Raw genomic sequence first — 20,308 nt, forward strand, 5'->3', positions numbered from 1 at the left:
GGGAGCGAGCCGTGGGAGCAAAGCTTGCTCGCGATGGCTGATTCCCAAGCGCTACATGACTAACGACTGACCACCACATCCTGCCCCAACACCAACCTCTTCTCCCCCGCATCCAGCGTCACCAAGGCCCCCATGGGCAAGGTCAGGTTCGGATCGCAATGCCCACTGCGCCAGCCGGACAGCACCGGAATGCGCAACGGTGCGAAGGTCTGCTTGAGCAGCCCGTTCAACGCCTCGACATCGACCCCGGCCACGTCCCCCACCAACACACCGCGCAGTTGTGCCAACGTGCCGGCCAGGCGCAGTTGGGTCAGCAGTCGGTCGATGCGATACAGCGGCTCGTTGACGTCTTCGATGAACAGGATCACCCCTTCGGCGTCGATCTGATAAGGCGTGCCCATGGTCGCGGCAATGATCGACAGGTTGCCGCCCAGCAGACGTCCGTGGGCGATGCCTGGCTCGACGGTGGTCAATGGGTAGGCCGCAGGGTGGTTCAGTTCGCTGCCGGCCTTCAACTGTCCACGCAGCAGGCTGAAAAACGAGGTGACGGTTGGGGGTTCCTTGTCGCCCAGCAGATCGGCGTTGAGCAGCGGGCCGTGGAAGGTCACGAAGCCTGCGTAACGGCTGATGGCCAGGTGCAGGGCGGTGATGTCGCTGTAGCCTACGAATGGCTTGGGGTTGCGTCGCAGGAGGTCGAAGTCGAGGCGATCCAGCAGGCGTGGTGTGCCGTAGCCGCCCCGTAGGCAGATGATGGCTTTGACTTCTGGGTCGGCGAAGGCGGTGTGCAGGTCGTTGAGGCGTATTTCGTCGCTGCCGGCGAGGTAGCCGTTCTTTTCGTAGACGCCTGGGAAGATTCGCAGCTCATGACCTCGGGCGCGCATCCATTGGATGGCTTTTTCCGTGTCCAGGGGGGCGGGGCCGGCGGGGGCGATCACGGCGATCAGGCCTTCTTGAGGGAGGGCTGGGACGGGGTGGTGTGGGGTTAGGTCCATGCGTTTCCCGCTTTGTAGGCTTGTGTGTATATCCGTTTCTTGTGTAACGGCTACTTATGGTTCCGCTCTTACAGCGGGTCACTTTTGGAAAAGCGCCAAAAGTAACCAAAAACGCTTTGCCCCACCACTCGGTGCCTCGCCTAGGCTCGGCATCCCCGAACGCAGGCATTGCTCCGTGGGCCGCCGCGAAGGGCCATCCATGGCCCAGCGCGGCTATCCCGGCATCCATGCCGGGATGCCCACTGCGCAATGCCTGCGTTCGGCCAGCGTGGTTTAACGGGGCGCCTAGATCAAGATCAAGATCAAGATCAAGATCAAGATCAAGATCCAAAGCAAAGCAAGAGCGCGACACATCCAGCATCTATGTAACTGAAGCACCGCCATCGCGAGCAAGCTCGCTCCCACAGGGCCTGGCGGTGTTCACAATATCTGGGCAGGTACACAAGCCCGCTCCCACATGGACTTGCGGGTGATCGCAGCATCTGCACACAACACAAAAACCTGTGGGTGATCACAGCATTTGCACACAACACAAAAACCTGTGGGAGCGAGCTTGCTCGCGATGACGTCGGCACAGCCAACATCACCACAAACTGATCCTCCGCTTTCGCGAGCAAGCCCGCTCCCACAGGAGGAACGCGTTCACTCTAAACCAGGCCGGCTATAAGGCCGCCTCGCGTGTTTTTTGATCTGGGGCGCCCCGTTAACCACGATGGCCGAACGCAGGCATTGCGCAGTGGGCACCTCGGCATGGATGCCGAGGTAGCCGCGCTGGGCCATGGATGGCCCTTCGCGGCGGCCCACGGAGCAATGCCTGCGTTCGGGCACACCGAGCCTAGGCGAGGTGCCGAGTGGTGGGGCAAAGCGTTTTTGGTTACTTTTGGCGCTTTTCCAAAAGTGACCCGCTGTAAGAGCGGAACCGTAAGTAGCCGTTACCGAAGAAACGGATATACACACCACCCCACCACCAAAAAACCGCTAAATCAGGAACCCAAAAGCTCAGCCTTGACCAACTTAGCCTGCTCATCCGCATGATACGAAGACCGCACCAACGGCCCCGAAGCCACGTTCTTGAAGCCCATCTTGTACCCTTCCTCGGCAAACCAGGCAAAGGTATCCGGGTGCACAAAACGCTGCACCGGCAAGTGACTACGCGAAGGCTGCAAGTACTGCCCCAAGGTCAGCATATCGATGTCATGCTCACGCATGCGCTTCATGACCTCGATAACTTCCTCATCCGTCTCACCCAGGCCCAGCATCAAGCCGGACTTGGTCGGAATGTGCGGCATCATCTGCTTGAAGCGCTGCAGCAAGGTCAGCGACCACTGGTAATCCGACCCCGGACGCGCGGCCTTGTATAGGCGCGGTACGGTTTCCAGGTTGTGGTTGAACACATCCGGCGGCTCGGCGGCGGTGATTTCCAGGGCGATGTCCATGCGGCCACGGTAATCGGGCACCAGGGTTTCCAACTGTACGTTCGGCGACAGCTTGCGGATCTCGCGGATGCAGTCGGCAAAGTGCTGGGCACCGCCGTCACGCAGGTCGTCACGGTCCACCGAGGTGATGACCACATACTTGAGCTTCAGGTCGGCAATGGCGATGGCCAGGCTTTCCGGCTCGTTGGTGTCCAAGGGCTTCGGACGGCCGTGGCCGACGTCACAGAACGGACAACGACGGGTGCAGATGTCACCCATGATCATGAACGTGGCGGTACCACCGGAGAAGCACTCGCCCAGGTTCGGGCAGGACGCTTCCTCGCAAACGCTGTGCAGCTTGTGCTTGCGCAGCAAGGCCTTGATGCGGTCGACTTCCGGGGAAACCGGGATGCGCACACGGATCCAGTCGGGTTTCTTCGGCAGTTCGGTGGTGGGAATGATCTTGACCGGGATGCGTGCAACCTTCTCGGCGCCGCGCAGCTTGACGCCGGCCTCTACCTTGGCACGCGGGGCCGGACGCTCGGTGACGTCCAGCGTCGGGATCATGGTTTGCACTGCATCAGTAGTCATATCAGTCGATTCCGCCCGTGAGGGTCGTCTGCTCAGCATAGTCGAGGTGTTTGACGAGCTGCGCGCGCAGCCGGGCACTTACCTCGGCAAATTCAATCGATCCTGCGTGCTCGCTCAACTGGGTCATCGCCAGTCCCGCGTAGCCACAGGGATTAATCCGTCGGAATGGCGCCAGGTCCATGTCCACGTTCAGCGCCAGGCCATGAAACGAACAGCCATGGCGGATCCGCAAGCCGAGGGAGGCGATTTTCGCCCCATCGACGTAGACACCCGGCGCATCCGGCTTGGCCGCCGCCGTCACACCATAGCTGGTCAGCAGCTCGATCAGGCACGTTTCCATGCGGGTGACCAGCTCGCGCACGCCAAACCCCAGCTTGCGCACGTCCAGCAACAGGTAGGCGACCAGCTGGCCAGGGCCATGGTAGGTCACCTGCCCGCCCCGGTCGACCTTCACCACCGGGATATCCCCCGGCAGTAACAGGTGCTCGGCCTTGCCGGCCTGGCCCTGGGTGAACACCGGCGGGTGTTCCACCAGCCAGACTTCATCGTCGGCGGTGGTACCGCGTTCGTTCGTGAAGCGTTGCATGGCATGCCAGACCGGCTCGTAGGCCATCGTGCCCAGCTCGCGAAAGCCCAGCGTGCCCGGCATCACAACACCATGTGCACGAAACCGGTCGCTCGCAGCTCGCTGTTGATGTCGTAGAGCTGTTCCTGACCGGTGGCAATGATGTGCAACTGGATCGTCGTGTACTTGCCGTTGGTACTCTGGCGCTCGGCCAGGGTCTTGTGGTCAACGGTGGCATGTTTTTCAAGGATCGCGATGATCTTGTCCTTGAACCCCACGCCGGTGTCGCCGATTACCTTGATGGGGTAATCCGCGCAGGGAAATTCGATTTTTGGCGCCTTTACTTCAGAGTCTGTCATGGCGTAACGGCCTCGTAAGCCGTGGTAACGCACATGGCCCCGCTCCGGATGGGAACGAGGCCATGCAGGTCAACACTCGATCAGTTGAACAAGCCGTAGAAGAATAGACGGATGCTATCCCAGATGCGGCGGAAGATACCACCTTCCTCGACCGCGTCCAGAGCGATCAGGTCAGCGCTGTGCACCACTTTGTCGTCCAGTTTGACTTCGACTTTACCGATCACGTCGCCCTTGGCGATGGGAGCGGTCAGTTGCGGGTTCATGGTCATGCTGGCAGCGAGCTTCTTGAGCTGGCCTTTGGGCAGGGTCATGGTCAGGTCCTGGGCCAGGCCGGCCTTGACCTGGTTGCTCGAACCTTTCCAGACCTGGGCCTGGGCCAGTTCCGTGCCCTTCTGGTAGAAGGTCTGGGTTTCGAAGAAGCGGAAGCCGTAGGTCAACAGTTTCTGGGTCTCGGCGGCACGGGCCACTTCGCTGCTGGTGCCGAAGACGACAGCGATCAGGCGCATGCCATCACGCACAGCCGAAGACACCATGCAGTAGCCGGCTTCGTCGGTGTGACCGGTCTTCAGGCCATCGACGGTCTTGTCGCGCCACAGCAGCAGGTTGCGGTTAGGCTGCTTGATGCCGTTCCAGAAGAACTCCTTCTGGGAGTAGATGGCGTAGTGGGCCGGGTCTTCATGAATGATTGCCCGGGCCAGCAGCGCCATGTCGTGAGCCGACGAATAGTGCTCAGGGTTCGGCAGGCCGGTGGGGTTCATGAAGTGGCTGTTGGTCATGCCCAGGTCGGCCACGGTTTTGTTCATCATGTCGGCGAACGCATCTTCGCTGCCGGCGATGTGCTCGGCCAGGGCGACGCTGGCGTCGTTGCCGGACTGGATGATGATGCCGTGCAGCAGGTCGCTGACGGTCACTTGCGAACCGACCTTGATGAACATCCGCGAACCGCCAGTGCGCCAGGCGTTTTCGCTGACGGTCACCGGATCGTTTTCACCGATCTGGCCGCGACGGATTTCCAGCGTGGCGATGTAGGCGGTCATCAGCTTGGTCAGGCTGGCCGGTGGCAGGCGCTGGTCACCGTTGTTCTCTACCAGCACCTCGCCGCTGCTGGCATCCATGAGCACAAAGGATTTGGCGGCCAATTGAGGGGGAGCCGGCATCATCTCGACCGCGAACGCGGCCGGTGAGAGAAGCAGCGGGACTAGCAGGCAAAGGCGTTTGGCAAAGGTGGTGATGTTCATCCGTCTCTCGAAATCGCTAATGGGACTGCCCGAAGGCAAAACTGAAACAGGCAGCTTTCTAACGAGCTGCCGCGTATTTAAGTTGCTCACTCACTGCCCTTGCCGGGCTTTTATTATTCATGGAGCCAACAACCTGACCCGCTCCAACCGCCAGCGGGCCTCATTCAATTACTCAGCGGTGACCAGGCTCGGCGAACCGAGATTGGCCAGGCGCACACTGTTCTGCACCTGCTGGACTTCACCCGGAGAACCGATCGGCCCCAGGCGCACCCGATGCAGTGTCTGCTGGTTGCGCACGATCGAGCTGATGAACACCGGGGCGCTCACCATCGAGCTTAGCTTCGACCTCAGCAGTTCGGCAGCGTCCGGGTTGGCGAACGCGCCCACTTGCAGAAACTGGCCAGACGCTGTTGCAGAAGCGTTTTTTTTTGCATCGATCTGCACGGGCAGCACGGCCGCGGCGTGTTGCTGCGGCGGTGGTGTCCACTGCTCGACCGTGCCGGTGGACGCCGTCACGGTTGGCGCGGCATTTTGCGCCACTTTCGGCTCGTTGAGCATCAAAGGCGCCGGACGGCCACGTTGGGCCCACCATTCCTGCGGGTCGATGCCTTCGACCTTGACCCGGGCGGTGCCGATTTCAGCGTAACCGAGTTTTTTCGCCGCCGCATACGACAGGTCGATGATGCGGTCGGAATAGAACGGCCCACGGTCATTGACCCGCAGGATCACGCTCTTGTTGTTGTCCAGGTTGGTCACCCGCACATAGCTGGGCAGCGGCAGGGTCTTGTGGGCCGCGCTCATGCCATACAGGTCATAGACCTCGCCATTGGCGGTGTTCTGGCCATGGAACTTGGTGCCGTACCAGGACGCCGTGCCCGAGGCCACGTAGCGCTTGGACTCGGCCATCGGGAAATAGGTCTTGCCCAGCACCGTGTACGGGTTGGCCTTGTAGGGACCGGTGTGCAGGGTCGGCGTGGCGTCGGGAATGCGCGAGACATCCACGTCCCACCACGGCGCGCCGTCCTTGTGGGCCCGGTTGATGTCCAGGCCCGGCGTCGCGCGTACGGCGGTGGTGTTTTTCTGGGCCGGCGCGCGGCTGGTCGAACAACTGACGACCAACAGCGACAGCGCGGCCAACGCCACGAGCTTCAGGGGTTGATAGGTAGGCAATGCCCGCATTATTTGACGCCCCGTGCTTTGACCAGCTCTTCAGACAGTTGATATACGGCCATGGCGTACATCACGCTGCGGTTATAACGCGTAATCGCGTAGAAATTCTTCAGGCCCATCCAGTATTCGGGGCCTTGTTCGCCTTCCAGGCGCATCGCGGTGACCGGCATGTCGTCACGCAGCGCATCATGACTCGACCAGCCCAACGCCCGCAACTCCCCGACGGTTTTCGTCGGCTCGATGCCCTCGGTCAGGCCCTCGTCCACTTGCTCGCCACGCACGTCGGCACGGCTGACCACCGGCTGGCCGGCTTCCCAGCCGTGGCGCTTGAAATAGCTGGCGACACTGCCGATGGCATCGGTCGGGTTGGTCCAGATATTGATGTGGCCGTCGCCGTCGAAGTCCACCGCGTAGGCGCGGAAACTGCTGGGCATGAATTGCGGCAGGCCCATGGCCCCGGCATAGGAGCCCTTGAGGGTCAACGGATCGACCTGCTCTTCACGGGCCAGCAACAGGAACTCGCGCAGCTCCTTGCGGAAGAACTCGGCACGCGGCGGGTAATCGAAGCCCAGGGTCGACAACGCGTCGATCACCCGGAAATTCCCGGTGTTGCGGCCAAAGAAGGTCTCGACACCAATGATCGACACGATGACCTGGGCCGGCACGCCGTATTCCTGCTCGGCACGGGCCAGGGCCGCCTCGTGCTGGCGCCAGAAGTCCACGCCCCGGGCGATACGCGCCTCGGTGATGAACATCGGCCGGTACTCGCTCCACTGCTTGACCCGCTCGGCGGGCCGGGAGATCGCATCGAGGATCGACTGCTTGCGTTCGGCCTCGCGAAACACCCCCATCAGTTGCTCACCGGCAAAACCGTAGTCGCGGGTCATCTCACCGACGAATTCGGCCACCTGGGGCGAGCCTTCGTATTCACCAGCCAAGGCCTGCGACGCACTGCCCAGGAAGCCGACCAGGCCGATCCACGGCGCATATCGCGTCGACCAGCCGCGCATTGCTTGCATTGAACTCTTCACCTTATTCAAACCTGCGCGATCCACTTGCGATGCGTATGAATCGACATCAAAACCCCAAACGCTGACAGTAGGGTCACCAGCGAAGTTCCTCCGTAGCTAATGAAAGGCAACGGCACCCCCACGACCGGCAACAGGCCACTGACCATACCGATGTTGACGAAAACATAAACAAAAAACGTCATGGTCAGGCTGCCCGCGAGCAATTTCCCAAACAGCGTCTGGGCCTGGGCGGTGATCACCAGCCCCCGGCCGATCAGCAGCAGATAGATCAGCAGCAACACGCAGATGCCCACCAGGCCGAACTCCTCGCCCATGACGGCGATGATGAAGTCGGTGTGGCTTTCCGGCAAAAAGTCCAGGTGCGACTGGGTGCCCATCAGCCAGCCCTTGCCGAACACCCCACCGGAGCCGATGGCGGCCTTGGACTGGATGATGTTCCAGCCAGTGCCCAGCGGATCGCTCTCCGGGTCGAGAAAAGTCAGCACCCGCTGCTTCTGGTAGTCGTGCATCACGAAGTACCACATGGCCACCGACACCGGCACGGCGGCGGCGATCACGCTGAGGATCCAGCGCCAGCGCAGCCCGCCCATGAACAGCACGAAGGCGCCGCCGGCCAGGATCAGCAGCGAGGTGCCGAGGTCCGGCTGACGGACGATCAGGATGAACGGGATGCCGATCAGCAACAGGCTGATGCACACATGCTTGAGCTGCGGCGGCAGGGAACGCTTGGCCAGGTACCAGGCGATGGTCGCCGGCATGATGATCTTGAGGAATTCCGAAGGCTGGAAGCGGATCACCCCGGGAATGTTGATCCAGCGGGTGGCGCCCATGGCGTTGTGGCCCATGATGTCCACCACCACCAGCAAGCAGACCCCCACCACATAGGCCAGTGGCACCCAGCGCGCCATGAACCGCGGTTCGAGCTGGGCGATCACGATCATCGACACCAGGCCGATGCCGAACGAGGTGGCCTGCTTGGCCAGCAGGTCCCAGCTCTTGCCGCTGGCCGAATACAGCACGAACAGGCTGCCGGCGGCCAGGGTCAGCAGCAGGATCAGCAACGGGCCATCGATGTGCATGCGCTGCAACAAGGTGGCGCGACGGCGCATCACGTCTTCGCTGGAGAGGATCCGGTCGAAATTATTCTTCACGGGCCGTAGCCTCCGCAGTGATGGGGCTCGCGTATTCAGGCTTGAGCTGGCCGTGCTCATCCAGCAGCCAGGCGTCCATGATCTGGCGCACCACCGGCGCGGCGACGCCGGAACCCGACTCGCCGTTCTCGACCATGACCGCCACGACGATCTTCGGGTTGTCGGCCGGCGCGAAACCGACGAACAAGGCGTGGTCGCGGTGGCGTTCCTGGACCTTGGAGCGGTCGTACTTCTCGCCCTGCTTGATGGCGACGACCTGGGCCGTACCACTCTTGCCGGCAATCCGGTATTGCGCACCGATGGACGCCTTGCGGGCGGTGCCGCGGGCGCCGTGCATCACCTGCTGCATGCCGTTGTTGACCTTCTGCCAATCCGACGGGTTGCGCAGGATGATGTCCGGCATCGGGTCCGGGTCCACCGGCTTCTGGCCTTCGATGGTCTTGGCCAGGTGCGGGCGATACCACTTGCCCTTGCTCGCCACCAGCGCCGTGGCCTGGGCCAACTGCAGTGGCGTGGCCTGCATGTAGCCCTGGCCGATCCCCAGGATCAGGGTTTCGCCGGGGAACCAGGCCTGGCGCCGGGTCGCCCGCTTCCATTCGCGCGAAGGCATCAGGCCGGGGGATTCCTCGAACATGTCCAGGGAGACTTTCTGGCCGAGACCGAACTTGTTCATGTAGGACGACAACCGATCGATCCCCAGCTTGTGGGCCAGGTCATAGAAGTAGGTGTCGTTGGAACGCATGATCGCCGTTTCCAGGTCCACATAACCGTCGCCGGTACGGTTCCAGTTGCGGTACTTGTGGTCATAGTTCGGCAACTGGTAATAACCCGGGTCGTAGACCCGGCTCGAAGCGGTCACCACGCCGGAGTCCAACCCGGCAATCGCCACGGCCGGCTTGATGGTCGAGCCCGGCGGATACAGGCCGCGCAGCACACGGTTGAACAGCGGCCGGTCGATGGAATCCCGCAACTCGGCATAGGCCTTGAAGCTGATGCCGGTGACGAACAGGTTCGGGTCGAAACTCGGTTGGCTGACCATCGCCAGCACTTCGCCGGTGTTCGGGTCCAGCGCCACCACCGCGCCGCGCCGTCCGCCCAGCGCTGCTTCGGCGGCCTCTTGCAGCTTGATGTCCAGGCTCAGGACGATGTCCTTGCCGGGGATCGGATCGGTGCGCTTGAGCACCCGCAATACGCGACCGCGAGCGTTGGTCTCGACTTCCTCGTAACCCACCTGGCCATGCAGTTCGGGCTCGTAGAAGCGCTCGATACCCGTCTTGCCGATGTGGTGGGTGCCGCTGTAATTGACCGGATCGAGGGTCTTGAGCTCTTTCTCGTTGATCCGCCCCATGTAGCCGACCGAGTGGGCGAAATGCGGCCCCTGGGGATAATGCCGCACCAACTGCGCCACCACCTCGACGCCGGGCAGGCGGAACTGGTTCACGGCGATCAGGGCGATCTGCTCTTCGGTCAGCTCGAACAGGATCGGCACCGGCTCGAACGGCCGTCGGCCCTGGCGCATGCGCTTCTCGAAGATCGCCCGGTCCTCGGGCGTCAGTTGCAGCACTTCGACGATCACGTCGAGCACCTGCTGCCAGTCACCGGAGCGCTCGCGGGTCATGCTCAGGCTGAAGCTGGGCCGGTTATCCGCCACCACCACGCCGTTGCGGTCGAAGATCAGCCCACGGGTCGGCGGAATCGGTTGCACGTGCACCCGGTTGTTTTCCGACAGGGTGGAGTGGTACTCGTACTGGATCACCTGGAGGAAATACAAGCGCGCAATCAGCACGCCGATCAGCGTCACCACCGTAATAGCACCGAACACGACGCGGCCCCGTACCAGACGGGCGTCTTTTTCGTGGTCCTTGATGCGGATCGGCTGGGGCATGGGGCAGGATTACTTGTGGTAAGGGTGCCCGGACAGGACTGTCCAGGCACGATACAACTGTTCGCCGATCAGGATCCGCACCAGCGGGTGCGGCAACGTCAACGGCGACAACGACCAGCGCTGATCGGCCCGGGCACAGACTTCCGGCGCCAGCCCTTCCGGGCCGCCGACCATGAAGTTGACCGTGCGTGCGTCCAACCGCCAGCGATCGAGTTCCACCGCCAACTGCTCGGTGCTCCAGGGCTTGCCATGGACTTCGAGGGTGACGATGCGCTCGTTCGGTCCAACCTTGGCCAGCATGGCTTCGCCTTCCTGGCGGATGAAACGCGCCACGTCGGCGTTCTTGCCACGGGTGTTGAGCGGAATTTCCACCAGTTCCAGGGCCAACTCGGAGGGAAGACGCTTGGCATATTCATGCCAGCCTTCTTCCACCCACTTGGGCATGCGAGAACCGACGGCGATCAGGCGCAGTCGCACAGCGGTCCCTTATTGCTGGTCTTTGTTGAGCTTGGTGAAGTGCTCATGGGGGTTTTCCGGGCTGTGGTGCGCGGCGCTGGCCGAACGGCTCTGCTCGGCACCGGCCCACAGGCGCTCCAGGTCGTAGAACTGACGTGCCGAGGCGGTCATCATGTGCACGATGACATCGTCCATGTCCAACAGCACCCAGTCGCTGTCGCCCTTGCCTTCTTCACCCAGCGGCTTGACGCCCTGGGCCTTGACCGCTTCGCGGACCTTGTCCAGCATCGCGCCAATCTGACGGTTCGAGGTACCGGTGGCGATGATCATGTAGTCCGTGATGCTTTGCTTTTCACGAACGTCGATCACCTGGATGTCCTGGGCCTTGACGTCTTCCAGGGCCGCCACGGCCACCTTGACCAGCTCTTCGCCGACCAGCGCCACGCCGGTATGTGCCTCTACAGGCAGCGGGGCGCTCTTGAACGTGCCCTTGCGCTTTACTTTGTTTACGTCTTTGTCAGTCATATAAAACTCGTTTTGCTCGTATGTTCGGGCGCTTCGCTACACGCATTCACGTGCCTTGAAGCGCGCCTTTTTCAGTTCGACGCACGGTAAAGCCCGTGCGCATCGATGTAGGCCAGGACCGCGTCGGGCACCAGGAAACGTACCGACTTACCGCTGGCCAGCAGTTGACGGATCTGGGTGGCGGATACCGCGAGCGGCGTCTGCCAGACGAATGCAATCTGTCCGCTCGGCCCTTTCAGGGCCAGCGGGTCGCTCACCGAGCGGGCCGCCAGCAGGTTGCGCAAGGCATCCGGCGGCTCGCTGTCGGCATCCGGGCGTTGCAACACCAGGATGTGGCAATGCTGGAGCAACTCTTCCCAGCGATGCCAAGTGGGCAGGCCGCAAAATGCGTCCCAGCCCAGAAGCAGAAAAACCTGGGCATCAACGGCCAGTTCGGCGCGCATCAGCTCCAGGGTATCAATGGTGTAGGACGGTTTGTCCCGCTGCAATTCGCGGGCATCCACCACCAGCGGTGCCACACCGGCCACCGCGCACTCGACCATCGCCAGACGGTCCTGCGCCGACACCTGTGGCGTGTCCCGGTGAGGCGGCCTGGCGCTGGGCGTCAGGCGTAGCTCATCGAGGGCCAGGGCGTCGGCGACTTCCAGCGCACCGCGCAAATGGCCGATGTGCACCGGGTCGAACGTGCCGCCCAGGATACCGATGCGCCGGGGCGGAGTTGTCGTCGTCACAGCGGCTGACGGGTCGAGGTCGCCCAAGTCAGACCGGCTCCTGTCCGCGCAACTGGCCGTCACCGACCACAATGTACTTCTCGCAGGTCAGGCCTTCGAGGCCCACCGGGCCGCGGGCGTGCAGCTTATCAGTAGAAATGCCGATCTCGGCACCCAATCCGTATTCAAAGCCGTCGGCGAAGCAGGTCGGGGTGTTGATCATCACCGACGCCGAATCCACTTCGGCCACGAAACGCCGGGTTTCGCCCTGGTGCTCACTGACGATGGAGTCGGTGTGGTGCGAGCCGTGGCGGTTGATGTGTTCGATGGCCTGGTCCAGCCCGTCGACCACGCGGATCGACAAGATCGGCGCCAGGTACTCGGTGTCCCAGTCTTCTTGCGTGGCCGCAACGGCCTCGATGATCGCCCGGGTGCGCTCGCAACCGCGCAGTTCGACGCCTTTTTCGCGGAACTGGGCGGCCATCGACGGCAGGAAGTCCTGGGCAACGGCCTGGTCCACCAGCAGGGTTTCCATCGCGCCGCAGATACCGTAGCGGTAGGTCTTGGCGTTGAAGGCGATGCGCTGGGCCTTCGGCAATTCGGCGTGGGTACTGACGTAGACGTGGCAGATACCGTCCAGATGCTTGATCACCGGCACGCGGGCGTCACGGCTGACCCGTTCGATCAGGCCTTTGCCGCCACGTGGCACGATGACATCGACGAACTCGGGCATGGTGATCAGGGCGCCGACTGCGGCGCGGTCGGTGGTTTCCACCACTTGCACCACGGCCGCCGGCAGATCGGCCTCGGCCAGGCCGCGCTGGATGCAGGCGGCAATGGCACGGTTGGAATGGATAGCCTCGGAACCGCCGCGCAGGATGGTCGCGTTCCCCGACTTCAGGCACAGGCTCGCGGCGTCGATGGTCACGTTCGGCCGCGACTCGTAGATGATCCCGACCACGCCCAGGGGCACGCGCATCTTGCCGACCTGGATGCCCGACGGGCGGTAGCTCATGTCGCGGATCGCCCCGACCGGGTCCGGCAGGGCCGCGACCTGGCGCAGACCGACGATCATGCCGTCGATGCGGGCCGGGGTCAGCGCCAGGCGCTCGAGCATGGCCGGTTCGAGGCCATTGGCCCGGCCGGCGGCCAGGTCCAGCTCGTTGGCAGCGGACAACTCGGCGCGCGCAGCGTCCAGCGCATTGGCGGCGGCCTGCAAGGCGCGGTTTTTCTGCGCGGTGCTGGCCCGGCCGATGATGCGCGACGCTTCGCGAGCGGCGCGACCCAGGCGGGTCATGTAGTCAAGAACGGACTCAGTCATGGTCTGTGTGGTCTTGGCGATGGGGAAAGCGGCAGATTATAGCTGTCGTAACCCTCGACTAACAGCATGGACTCGCAGTGGTGACCGGCGGAGAAGTAAAACAGGCGTAAACAGCCGGTTGAAGCGAGTGTTCAGCGGTGATTAAGCTTTCCATTGCTATCATCGCGCTTCCTTTGGCCTCACTTCGTCTATCGCCATGACCGATTTGCCATCGCCCAACGCCCTGCCCCACGCCTTTTTCGACCGCGACGCCCAGGTCCTTGCCAAAGACCTGCTGGGCAAAGTCATTCGTCACAAGGTCGGCGACCTGTGGCTCAGCGCGCGGATCATCGAGACCGAGGCGTATTACTTTGCCGAAAAAGGCAGCCACGCCTCGCTGGGCTACACGGAAAAACGTAAGGCTTTGTTTCTGGATGGCGGGCACATCTATATGTACTACGCCCGGGGCGGCGATTCGCTGAACTTCAGCGCCCAGGGTCCCGGCAATGCAGTGCTGATCAAATCGGCCTACCCGTGGGTCGATACCCTTTCCGGGCCGGCGAGCCTGGCGCAGATGCTATTGAACAACCCCGACGCCCAAGGCCGGCCGCGCACACCGCAAAAACTCTGTGCCGGCCAGACCCTGTTGTGCAAAGCTTTGGGGCTGAAAGTGCCGGACTGGGACGCCAAGCGCTTCGACCCCGAGCGCTTGCTGGTGGAAGATGTGGACGTGCCAACGGTCAACGCGATCCAGACCACCCGCCTGGGTATTCCATTGGGACGGGATGAACACCTGCTCTATCGCTTCGTCGATGCCGCCTACGCACCGTGGTGCACCCGTAACCCGCTGCGACGGGGGCAGGTCGAAGGGCGTGATTATTTTTTGCTTTCATGAACACACCGCACAACCCTGTGGGAGCGAGCTTGCTCGCGATAGCGTCGGGTCAGCAGAATTGATGTTGACTGAAACACCGCAATCGCGAGCAAGCTCGCTCCCACAGTTGATCTTCAGTGGCCACAGGCTTTGTGTTCGCAACAGAATCCCACAGGGGGTTCGGTGCATGCCAATCACTAATATTCAATGGAGTTGTCCTTATGGGCCCATGGCTCGATAGCATCACCGGCTGGCTGACCGTCAACCCGCAATGGCTGGCGGTGGCGGTGTTCATCGTCGCCTGCGTGGAATGCCTGGCCATTGCCGGCCTGATCGTGCCGGGTACGGTGCTGTTGTTTGCCATCGCGGTGCTGGCCGGCAGCGGCGCGTTGTCCCTGGGCGAGACGTTGCTGCTGGGCCTGCTCGGCGGCTTGCTGGGGGACGTGGTGTCGTATTTCCTTGGCCGGCACTTCCACCAGAACATCCGCCGCCTACCCGGGCTGCGCCATCACCCCGAGTGGATGAGCGCCGCGGAAAACTATTTCCAGCGCTACGGCATCGCCAGCCTGCTGGTGGGGCGTTTTATCGGCCCGCTACGGCCCATGTTGCCGATGGTGGCCGGGATGTGCGACATGCCGTTCCCGCGCTTCGCCGCCGTCAGCGTGTTGGCCGCGGCGGGCTGGACCGTGGCCTACCTGTTGCCGGGCTGGGCCACCGGGGCGGCATTCCGCCTGCCATTGCCCGAAGGGTTCTGGCCACAGGCCGGCGTGGTCATCGGCAGTATCGCGGTGATGATCGGGCTGAGCGTCAACAGCACCCTGCGTCGCCATCGCCATGCCACGGCGCTGATCGCCGGCATCGGCCTGGTGATCCTGATCGGCCTGTTCATCGGCTTTCGTTACCTGACGGCGTTCGACCAGGGCTTGATGGCCCTGGTCCAGGAGCATCGCAGCCCGACGCTGGATGAAATCGCCGTGACCTTCACGTTGATCGGCGAATTCCGCTACATGTTGATTGTCTGCAGCCTGCTGACCGGGTTGCTGCTGTTGGCACGGCAATGGCGGCAGGCAATCTTTGCCGGGGGCACGATGCTGGTCACCGCCCTGGCCAATACCGGCAGCAAACACTTCTTTGCCCGGATGCGCCCGGAAATCCTCACCGACCCGTTGACCAGCTACAGCATGCCCAGCGGCCATTCCTCCGGGGCGTTCGCGCTGTTCCTGACCCTGGCCGTCCTGGCCGGCCGCGGTCAACCGCCACGCCTGCGCCTGACCTGGCTGCTGCTGGGCTGCTTGCCGGCGCTGGCCATCGCCCTGTCGCGGGTCTACCTGGGCGCCCATTGGCCGAGCGACATCGTCGCCGGCGCCATGCTGGCCGCCAGCATCTGTGCCGCCGCCCTGTGGCTGAGCCAGCGCCAGAGCCCCCTGCCGGCCATGCCACCGAAAGTCTGGTGGTTGATTCTGCCGGCGCTGGTGGCGGTGTTCAGCTTCTTCGCGCTGCGGCATTTGCCCCATGCGATGTTGCGGTATGCCTATTGAGCAATCGCGAGCAAGCTCGCTCCCACAGGAGATTCCTGGCGCAGCTCGAAACCACTGTGGGAGCGAGCTTGCTCGCGATGACGGCAGCACATTCACCATTGATGCAAGCTGACCCTCCGCTATCGCGAGCAAGCTCGCTCCCACAGGGGATCAGTGCTGTTGTGGTGTCAGGCGAAGAGTTCGCCCTGCAGCTCATCGAGCAACGCCTGGATCGCATCCAGGCGCTGTTGCGGGTCGTCGAGTTGCAGCAGGTCGATCTTGTCCAGCTCATTGAACGGCAGCAGGTAAGCCAGTTGATTGGCCAGCGATTGCTGGCCGGTCGCTTCGGTGCCCATGTTCAGGGCCTCGACCATCGGGTGCTCGGCCAGGGCCTTGAGCAGCGCCACCAGGTCAGCGTCTTCCTCTTGCAGCGGTTGCTCCGGCTCCTCCTCCAGCCACTCGACTTCAGCGACCATCAGTTGATCCGCCTGGACGCTGGTGCCATGGACGATAAAGCGCCGCCCACCCTCCACGCGAATGCCCAGCAGACCATTGTCCTGCTGGGAAAAATCGGTGATGCGCGCTTCACAACCGACCCGCGCGAAGCCTTCAGGCGCGTGCCCGACTTCCTCGCCATCGAGGATGCACACCACGCCGAAGCCTTCGCCCTTTTTCATGCAGCGCCCAATCATGTCGAGGTAACGCGCCTCGAAAATCTGCAAGTCGAGGATGCAACCGGGGAACAGCACAGTGTTCAACGGGAAAAGCGGCAAGCTCATAACCAGATCCTTAAACGGTCATCGACACCACCAACGGCAATAGCACCGCCGTGGCCACGCCCATCAGACTCATCGCCAGCGCCGCAAAGGCACCCGACTCCTCGCTTTCCTGCAACGCCACCGACGTGCCCACCGCATGGGCCGCCAGCCCCAGGGCCATGCCCCGGGCCTCGGGGCTATGGACCCCCAACCGGGTCAGAATACTCGGACCGAGGATCGCCCCGAGTACACCGGTGATCAACACGAACACCGCCGCCATGGCCGCCACGCCGCCGATCTGCTCGGCCACCAGCATGGCGATCGGTGAAGTCACGGACTTGGGCGCCATGGTCATCAGGATCATGTGCTCGGCGCCAAAGGCCCAGCCCAACACCACCGCAGAGCCCGTGGCAAACACCCCGGCTATCACCAGCGTAGTAAAAATCGGCCAGAACAACTGCCGGATCCGTCGCAGGTTCAAATACAGCGGCACCGCCAGGGCGACCGTGGCCGGGCCCAGCAGAATGCTGAGGATCTCGGTGCTCTTGCGGTACTCGGCATAGCCGATGCCGCAGCCGACCAACACACCGATCAACAGCACCATCGACATCAACACCGGTTGCAGGAACACCCAGCGGGTCTTTTCGAACGCCGCCAACACCAACTGATAGGCACCCAGGGTAATGCCGATGCCGAACAGCGGATGGTGGATCACCGAGGTCCAGGCGCCCTGCCAGTCGAGCATCATTGGCTGTCCTCCGGGGCGGCGACGTGACGGCGGGCCAGGCGCTGCATCAGCACGCCCGTCAGCGCCACGGACAGCACCAGGGACAAGGTCAACGCGCCAACGATGGCCCAGAAATCGGCGGCAATCGCCCCGGCATAGACCATCACCCCCACCGCCGGCGGCACCAGCAGCAAGGGCAGGTAACGCAGCAGGCTACTGGCGGCCAGGTTCAACGGTTCGCTGACTTCACCGCGCATCACCAGATAGCCCAGCAGCAACAGCAGGCCAATGATCGGCCCCGGCAGCACCGGCAAGAACACATGATTGATCGCAGTGCCCAGCAATTGAAAAAACACCAGCCAGGTCAGGCCCCGTAGCAACATCCGCTCTCTCCCCCTGCAACAGCCCCAATGAACGCGCCAATTCGGTTCACTCAAGCGAGCGGCGTGATTGTGTGACGAGGGAGCTTGCTCCCGCTGGGCTGCGCAGCGGCCCCATTTCATGAGCGCTTCGCACTCAAGCGGGAGCAAGCTCCCTCGCCACGGAATCAAACGCACACGTTAAATGAACGGAATTGCAAAGAATGCGCCGGCATTATAAGCATGCCCGCGCTATGGGTCGGCATTCGTAAAAAGCATGTTCAGTGACCTTACTTGCACGCCATGTTGATCTACAGTGGTTTTTCGGGGACGCCAATCCCCGCTCCAGAAAAAGTAAAACCGATGAACCCAAGGAGAGTCTCAATGCCCTACGTCCCCGTTGCAGCGCTCAAAGATTATGTCGGCAAGGAACTTGGACGTTCCGAATGGCTCACGATAGATCAGGCGCGCATCAACCTGTTCGCCGAAGCCACTGGCGACTTTCAGTTCATCCACGTCGACCCGGTCAAGGCCGCGCAGACCCCGTTTGGCAGCACCATCGCCCACGGTTTCCTGTCGCTGTCGCTGATGCCCAAGCTGATGGAAGACATCCTGATCCTGCCCGAAGGCGTGAAGATGGTCGTCAACTACGGCCTGGACAGCGTGCGCTTCATCCAACCGGTGAAGGTCGATTCCAAGGTCCGGCTCAAGGTCGACCTGGTGGACGCCACCGAGAAAAAACCTGGCCAATGGCTGCTCAAGGCCACCGCCACGCTGGAAATCGAAGGTTCGGAAAAACCGGCCTACATCGCCGAGCCGCTGTCGCTCTGCTTCGTGTAAACCTGCGCGGTCGCGAAACCGCTCGTGCAGTTTCGCATCGCTTCCCTATGTCCAGGGGGGCTAGCTGCGGCATACTCGTGGCTTGATGATCTGGATCCGGTTATGCGCTTATTCGTCCCACTGACCCTGACCCTGTTGCTCACCGCCTGTGGCGGCGGCGAATCGCCGCTGCCGCCCGACGCGCGCCTGCCCGACGGCGGCCGCTATCGCGGCGACCTGGTGGACGGGCTGCTGCAAGGCCAGGGGCGCATCGACTACCCCAACGGCAGCTGGTATGCCGGGCAGTTCGACAAGGGCCAGTGGCACGGCACCGGGGAATGGCACGGCAGCAATGGCGAGGTCTATCGCGGCCAGTTCCACCAGGGCCTGTTCCACGGCCAGGGCAGCCTGACCACACCCTCCAGCAGCTACACCGGCGGCTTCAAGCTGGGGCGACGGGACGGTGAAGGGACGCTCAAGGAAAACGGCATGACCTACCGGGGCGAGTTCAAGGCCGACCGCTATTCCGGTCTCGGGCGCCTGGAACTCGACGACGGCAGCCAGTACCAAGGCCCCTTCGTCAACGGCAAGCCCAACGGTGAAGGCCAGCGCTTCGACGCCAGCGGCAACCAGTTCACCGGCCATTTTGTCGACGGGCAACTGCAGGGCAAGGGCACCTTCAACAGCGCCGATGGCGATGTCTACATCGGCGGTTTCAGGAACAACCAGCTCAACGGTCGCGGTCGCTACGAAAATGCCGACGGCGATGTCTGGATCGGCCGGTTCAAGGACGGCGCGCTGACCGGCAAGGGCGAACTGATCGGCGCCGACGGCAGCCACTACCTCGGTCAATTCAACGATTGGCGCTTTACCGGCCAGGGCCGCCTGAACCTGCCCGACGGCAGTTTCTACATCGGCCAGTTCGAAAGCGACAGCTACCACGGACACGGCACCCTGGTGCTCACCGATGGCACCGTGCAAAGCGGCACCTGGGCCAACGGCCAACGGGTGCGCGACGCGGACGGCAGGCTGTTGCCGGATGTGCTCGAACTTGGCCTGCTGGCCCAGGGCCGCCTGCTGGAGGAGGCCCTGGCCAACATCCCGGCCTCGACCCCGGCGGTGGAGCTGTACAGCCTGACCCTGGGCGGCGACGGCAAGCAAAGCGTGTTCCTGCGCGAATCCGACTATGTCGCCAACATGCTCACCAGCCGTTTCGGCGCGTTCGGGCAGATCCGCCTGGTGAACCACCGCGATCACCTCGGCGACCGGCCCATGGCCAGCCGCGAAAGCCTGCGCCGCGCCGCCGCGACCCTGGCCGAGCGCAGCGGCCCGGAAGACCTGATTTTCATCTACCTGACCAGCCACGGCACCAGCGAGCATGAACTGGTGCTCGACCAGCCGCGCATGGAACTCGCCGACCTGCCCGCCGATGAACTGGCCGTGGTCCTGGCGCCGCTGAAGAACCGCGACAAGATCGTGGTGATCTCGGCCTGCTACTCCGGCGGCTTCATCCCGGCGCTCAAGGATGAACGCACCTTGATCATGACCGCTTCCCGGGCCGACCGGGTGTCCTTCGGCTGCTCCGAGGAAGCCAACTTCACCTACTTCGGCGACGCGCTGTTCGCCCAGGCATTGAACCAAACCGACGACCTGGAACAGGCTTTCAAGCGGGCCAAGGCCACCGTGGCCGAACGGGAACAGGCAGACAATTTCGAAGCCTCCGAACCGCAGATGTGGGCGCCAAGGACAGTCCTTTCCCACTGGCAACTGCTGCGCAAACAGCAGGCCCGGAAAGCATTGCAAAGTACTGCATTGAACGACGAGGCCACAAAGAGCAACTAAGCTGAACCGTATCAAGGGGGAAAC

At 62.8% G+C, this 20,308-nt stretch carries 20 protein-coding genes; 4 read left to right on the forward strand and 16 right to left on the reverse strand.

What is annotated here, in order from left to right:
- Positions 1 to 59 precede the first annotated feature (59 nt).
- The 13 genes from ACZ5M5_RS26870 to ACZ5M5_RS26930 all read right to left on the reverse strand — a co-directional run bounded on the left by ACZ5M5_RS26870 (position 60) and on the right by ACZ5M5_RS26930 (position 13,409).
- Positions 60 to 992: a S66 peptidase family protein gene (locus ACZ5M5_RS26870; protein WP_464738208.1), complete on the reverse strand. Its 933-nt coding sequence runs from the start codon at positions 990 to 992 to the stop codon at positions 60 to 62.
- Positions 993 to 1,975: 983 nt separating this feature from the next.
- Positions 1,976 to 2,998 (reverse strand): lipoyl synthase, encoded by a 1,023-nt coding sequence (lipA, locus tag ACZ5M5_RS26875; RefSeq protein WP_014340371.1) that lies wholly within the window; start codon positions 2,996 to 2,998, stop codon positions 1,976 to 1,978.
- 1 nt (position 2,999) lies between these two features.
- Positions 3,000 to 3,647 (reverse strand): lipoyl(octanoyl) transferase LipB, encoded by a 648-nt coding sequence (lipB, locus tag ACZ5M5_RS26880; protein ID WP_464738209.1) that lies wholly within the window; start codon positions 3,645 to 3,647, stop codon positions 3,000 to 3,002.
- Positions 3,647 to 3,922: a DUF493 domain-containing protein gene (locus ACZ5M5_RS26885; protein ID WP_053125656.1), complete on the reverse strand. Its 276-nt coding sequence runs from the start codon at positions 3,920 to 3,922 to the stop codon at positions 3,647 to 3,649. The genes lipB and ACZ5M5_RS26885 overlap by 1 nt, the downstream gene beginning before the upstream one ends.
- Before the next feature lie 80 nt (positions 3,923 to 4,002).
- Positions 4,003 to 5,160: a D-alanyl-D-alanine carboxypeptidase family protein gene (locus ACZ5M5_RS26890; RefSeq protein ID WP_060740482.1), complete on the reverse strand. Its 1,158-nt coding sequence runs from the start codon at positions 5,158 to 5,160 to the stop codon at positions 4,003 to 4,005.
- 168 nt (positions 5,161 to 5,328) lie between these two features.
- Entirely contained in the window at positions 5,329 to 6,339 is a 1,011-nt protein-coding gene (locus ACZ5M5_RS26895; RefSeq protein ID WP_060740481.1) for a septal ring lytic transglycosylase RlpA family protein, read from the reverse strand.
- A complete protein-coding gene (mltB, locus tag ACZ5M5_RS26900; RefSeq protein WP_060740480.1) occupies positions 6,339 to 7,349 on the reverse strand; it encodes a lytic murein transglycosylase B in 1,011 nt (336 codons plus the stop codon). Before mltB ends, ACZ5M5_RS26895 begins: the two co-directional genes overlap by 1 nt.
- A 17-nt stretch (positions 7,350 to 7,366) precedes the next feature.
- On the reverse strand, positions 7,367 to 8,470 hold the full coding sequence (gene rodA, locus ACZ5M5_RS26905) for a rod shape-determining protein RodA (RefSeq protein ID WP_060743125.1): 1,104 nt from the start codon (positions 8,468 to 8,470) through the stop codon (positions 7,367 to 7,369).
- 31 nt (positions 8,471 to 8,501) lie between these two features.
- Positions 8,502 to 10,397: a penicillin-binding protein 2 gene (mrdA, locus tag ACZ5M5_RS26910; protein ID WP_060740479.1), complete on the reverse strand. Its 1,896-nt coding sequence runs from the start codon at positions 10,395 to 10,397 to the stop codon at positions 8,502 to 8,504.
- A 9-nt stretch (positions 10,398 to 10,406) separates the two neighbouring features.
- On the reverse strand, positions 10,407 to 10,874 hold the full coding sequence (gene rlmH, locus ACZ5M5_RS26915; protein WP_047229490.1) for a 23S rRNA (pseudouridine(1915)-N(3))-methyltransferase RlmH: 468 nt from the start codon (positions 10,872 to 10,874) through the stop codon (positions 10,407 to 10,409).
- 9 nt (positions 10,875 to 10,883) lie between these two features.
- Entirely contained in the window at positions 10,884 to 11,378 is a 495-nt protein-coding gene (rsfS, locus tag ACZ5M5_RS26920; RefSeq protein ID WP_058543147.1) for a ribosome silencing factor, read from the reverse strand.
- A gap of 71 nt (positions 11,379 to 11,449) precedes the next feature.
- On the reverse strand, positions 11,450 to 12,136 hold the full coding sequence (gene nadD, locus ACZ5M5_RS26925) for a nicotinate-nucleotide adenylyltransferase (protein WP_072411928.1): 687 nt from the start codon (positions 12,134 to 12,136) through the stop codon (positions 11,450 to 11,452).
- A 1-nt stretch (position 12,137) separates the two neighbouring features.
- The gene (locus tag ACZ5M5_RS26930; protein WP_464738210.1) at positions 12,138 to 13,409 is read right to left on the reverse strand and encodes a glutamate-5-semialdehyde dehydrogenase; all 1,272 of its coding nucleotides are present in this window, start codon (positions 13,407 to 13,409) and stop codon (positions 12,138 to 12,140) included.
- A 196-nt stretch (positions 13,410 to 13,605) separates the two neighbouring features.
- Here ACZ5M5_RS26930 and ACZ5M5_RS26935 point away from each other — a divergent pair, with 196 nt between their 5' ends.
- Together ACZ5M5_RS26935 and ACZ5M5_RS26940 are read left to right on the forward strand one after the other, a co-directional pair.
- Positions 13,606 to 14,283 carry a DNA-3-methyladenine glycosylase gene (locus ACZ5M5_RS26935; protein WP_060740476.1) on the forward strand — a complete coding sequence of 226 codons (678 nt, stop codon included), beginning with the start codon at positions 13,606 to 13,608 and terminating at the stop codon, positions 14,281 to 14,283.
- A gap of 200 nt (positions 14,284 to 14,483) precedes the next feature.
- A complete protein-coding gene (locus ACZ5M5_RS26940; protein ID WP_464738211.1) occupies positions 14,484 to 15,800 on the forward strand; it encodes a bifunctional DedA family/phosphatase PAP2 family protein in 1,317 nt (438 codons plus the stop codon).
- Between the two features lie 167 nt (positions 15,801 to 15,967).
- On the opposite strand, the gene ACZ5M5_RS26945 is transcribed toward ACZ5M5_RS26940, so the two are convergent.
- From ACZ5M5_RS26945 to ACZ5M5_RS26955, 3 genes are read right to left on the reverse strand one after another with little or no spacing between them, the layout of a single operon-like run.
- Positions 15,968 to 16,558, reverse strand: a complete 591-nt coding sequence (locus tag ACZ5M5_RS26945) for an LON peptidase substrate-binding domain-containing protein (protein ID WP_060740474.1) — start codon at positions 16,556 to 16,558, stop codon at positions 15,968 to 15,970.
- Between the two features lie 10 nt (positions 16,559 to 16,568).
- The gene (locus ACZ5M5_RS26950) at positions 16,569 to 17,285 is read right to left on the reverse strand and encodes an LrgB family protein (protein ID WP_060740473.1); all 717 of its coding nucleotides are present in this window, start codon (positions 17,283 to 17,285) and stop codon (positions 16,569 to 16,571) included.
- Positions 17,282 to 17,647, reverse strand: coding sequence for a CidA/LrgA family protein (locus ACZ5M5_RS26955; RefSeq protein WP_192263513.1), 366 nt, complete (start codon positions 17,645 to 17,647; stop codon positions 17,282 to 17,284). Before ACZ5M5_RS26955 ends, ACZ5M5_RS26950 begins: the two co-directional genes overlap by 4 nt.
- 360 nt (positions 17,648 to 18,007) lie before the next feature.
- Here ACZ5M5_RS26955 and ACZ5M5_RS26960 point away from each other — a divergent pair, with 360 nt between their 5' ends.
- Positions 18,008 to 18,463, forward strand: coding sequence for a MaoC family dehydratase (locus ACZ5M5_RS26960; protein WP_060740471.1), 456 nt, complete (start codon positions 18,008 to 18,010; stop codon positions 18,461 to 18,463).
- Positions 18,464 to 18,565: 102 nt separating this feature from the next.
- Positions 18,566 to 20,284, forward strand: coding sequence for a C13 family peptidase (locus tag ACZ5M5_RS26965; protein WP_060740470.1), 1,719 nt, complete (start codon positions 18,566 to 18,568; stop codon positions 20,282 to 20,284).
- The last annotated feature ends 24 nt before the right edge of the window (positions 20,285 to 20,308 follow it).

The organism is Pseudomonas sp. Van50 (genome assembly GCF_055390755.1).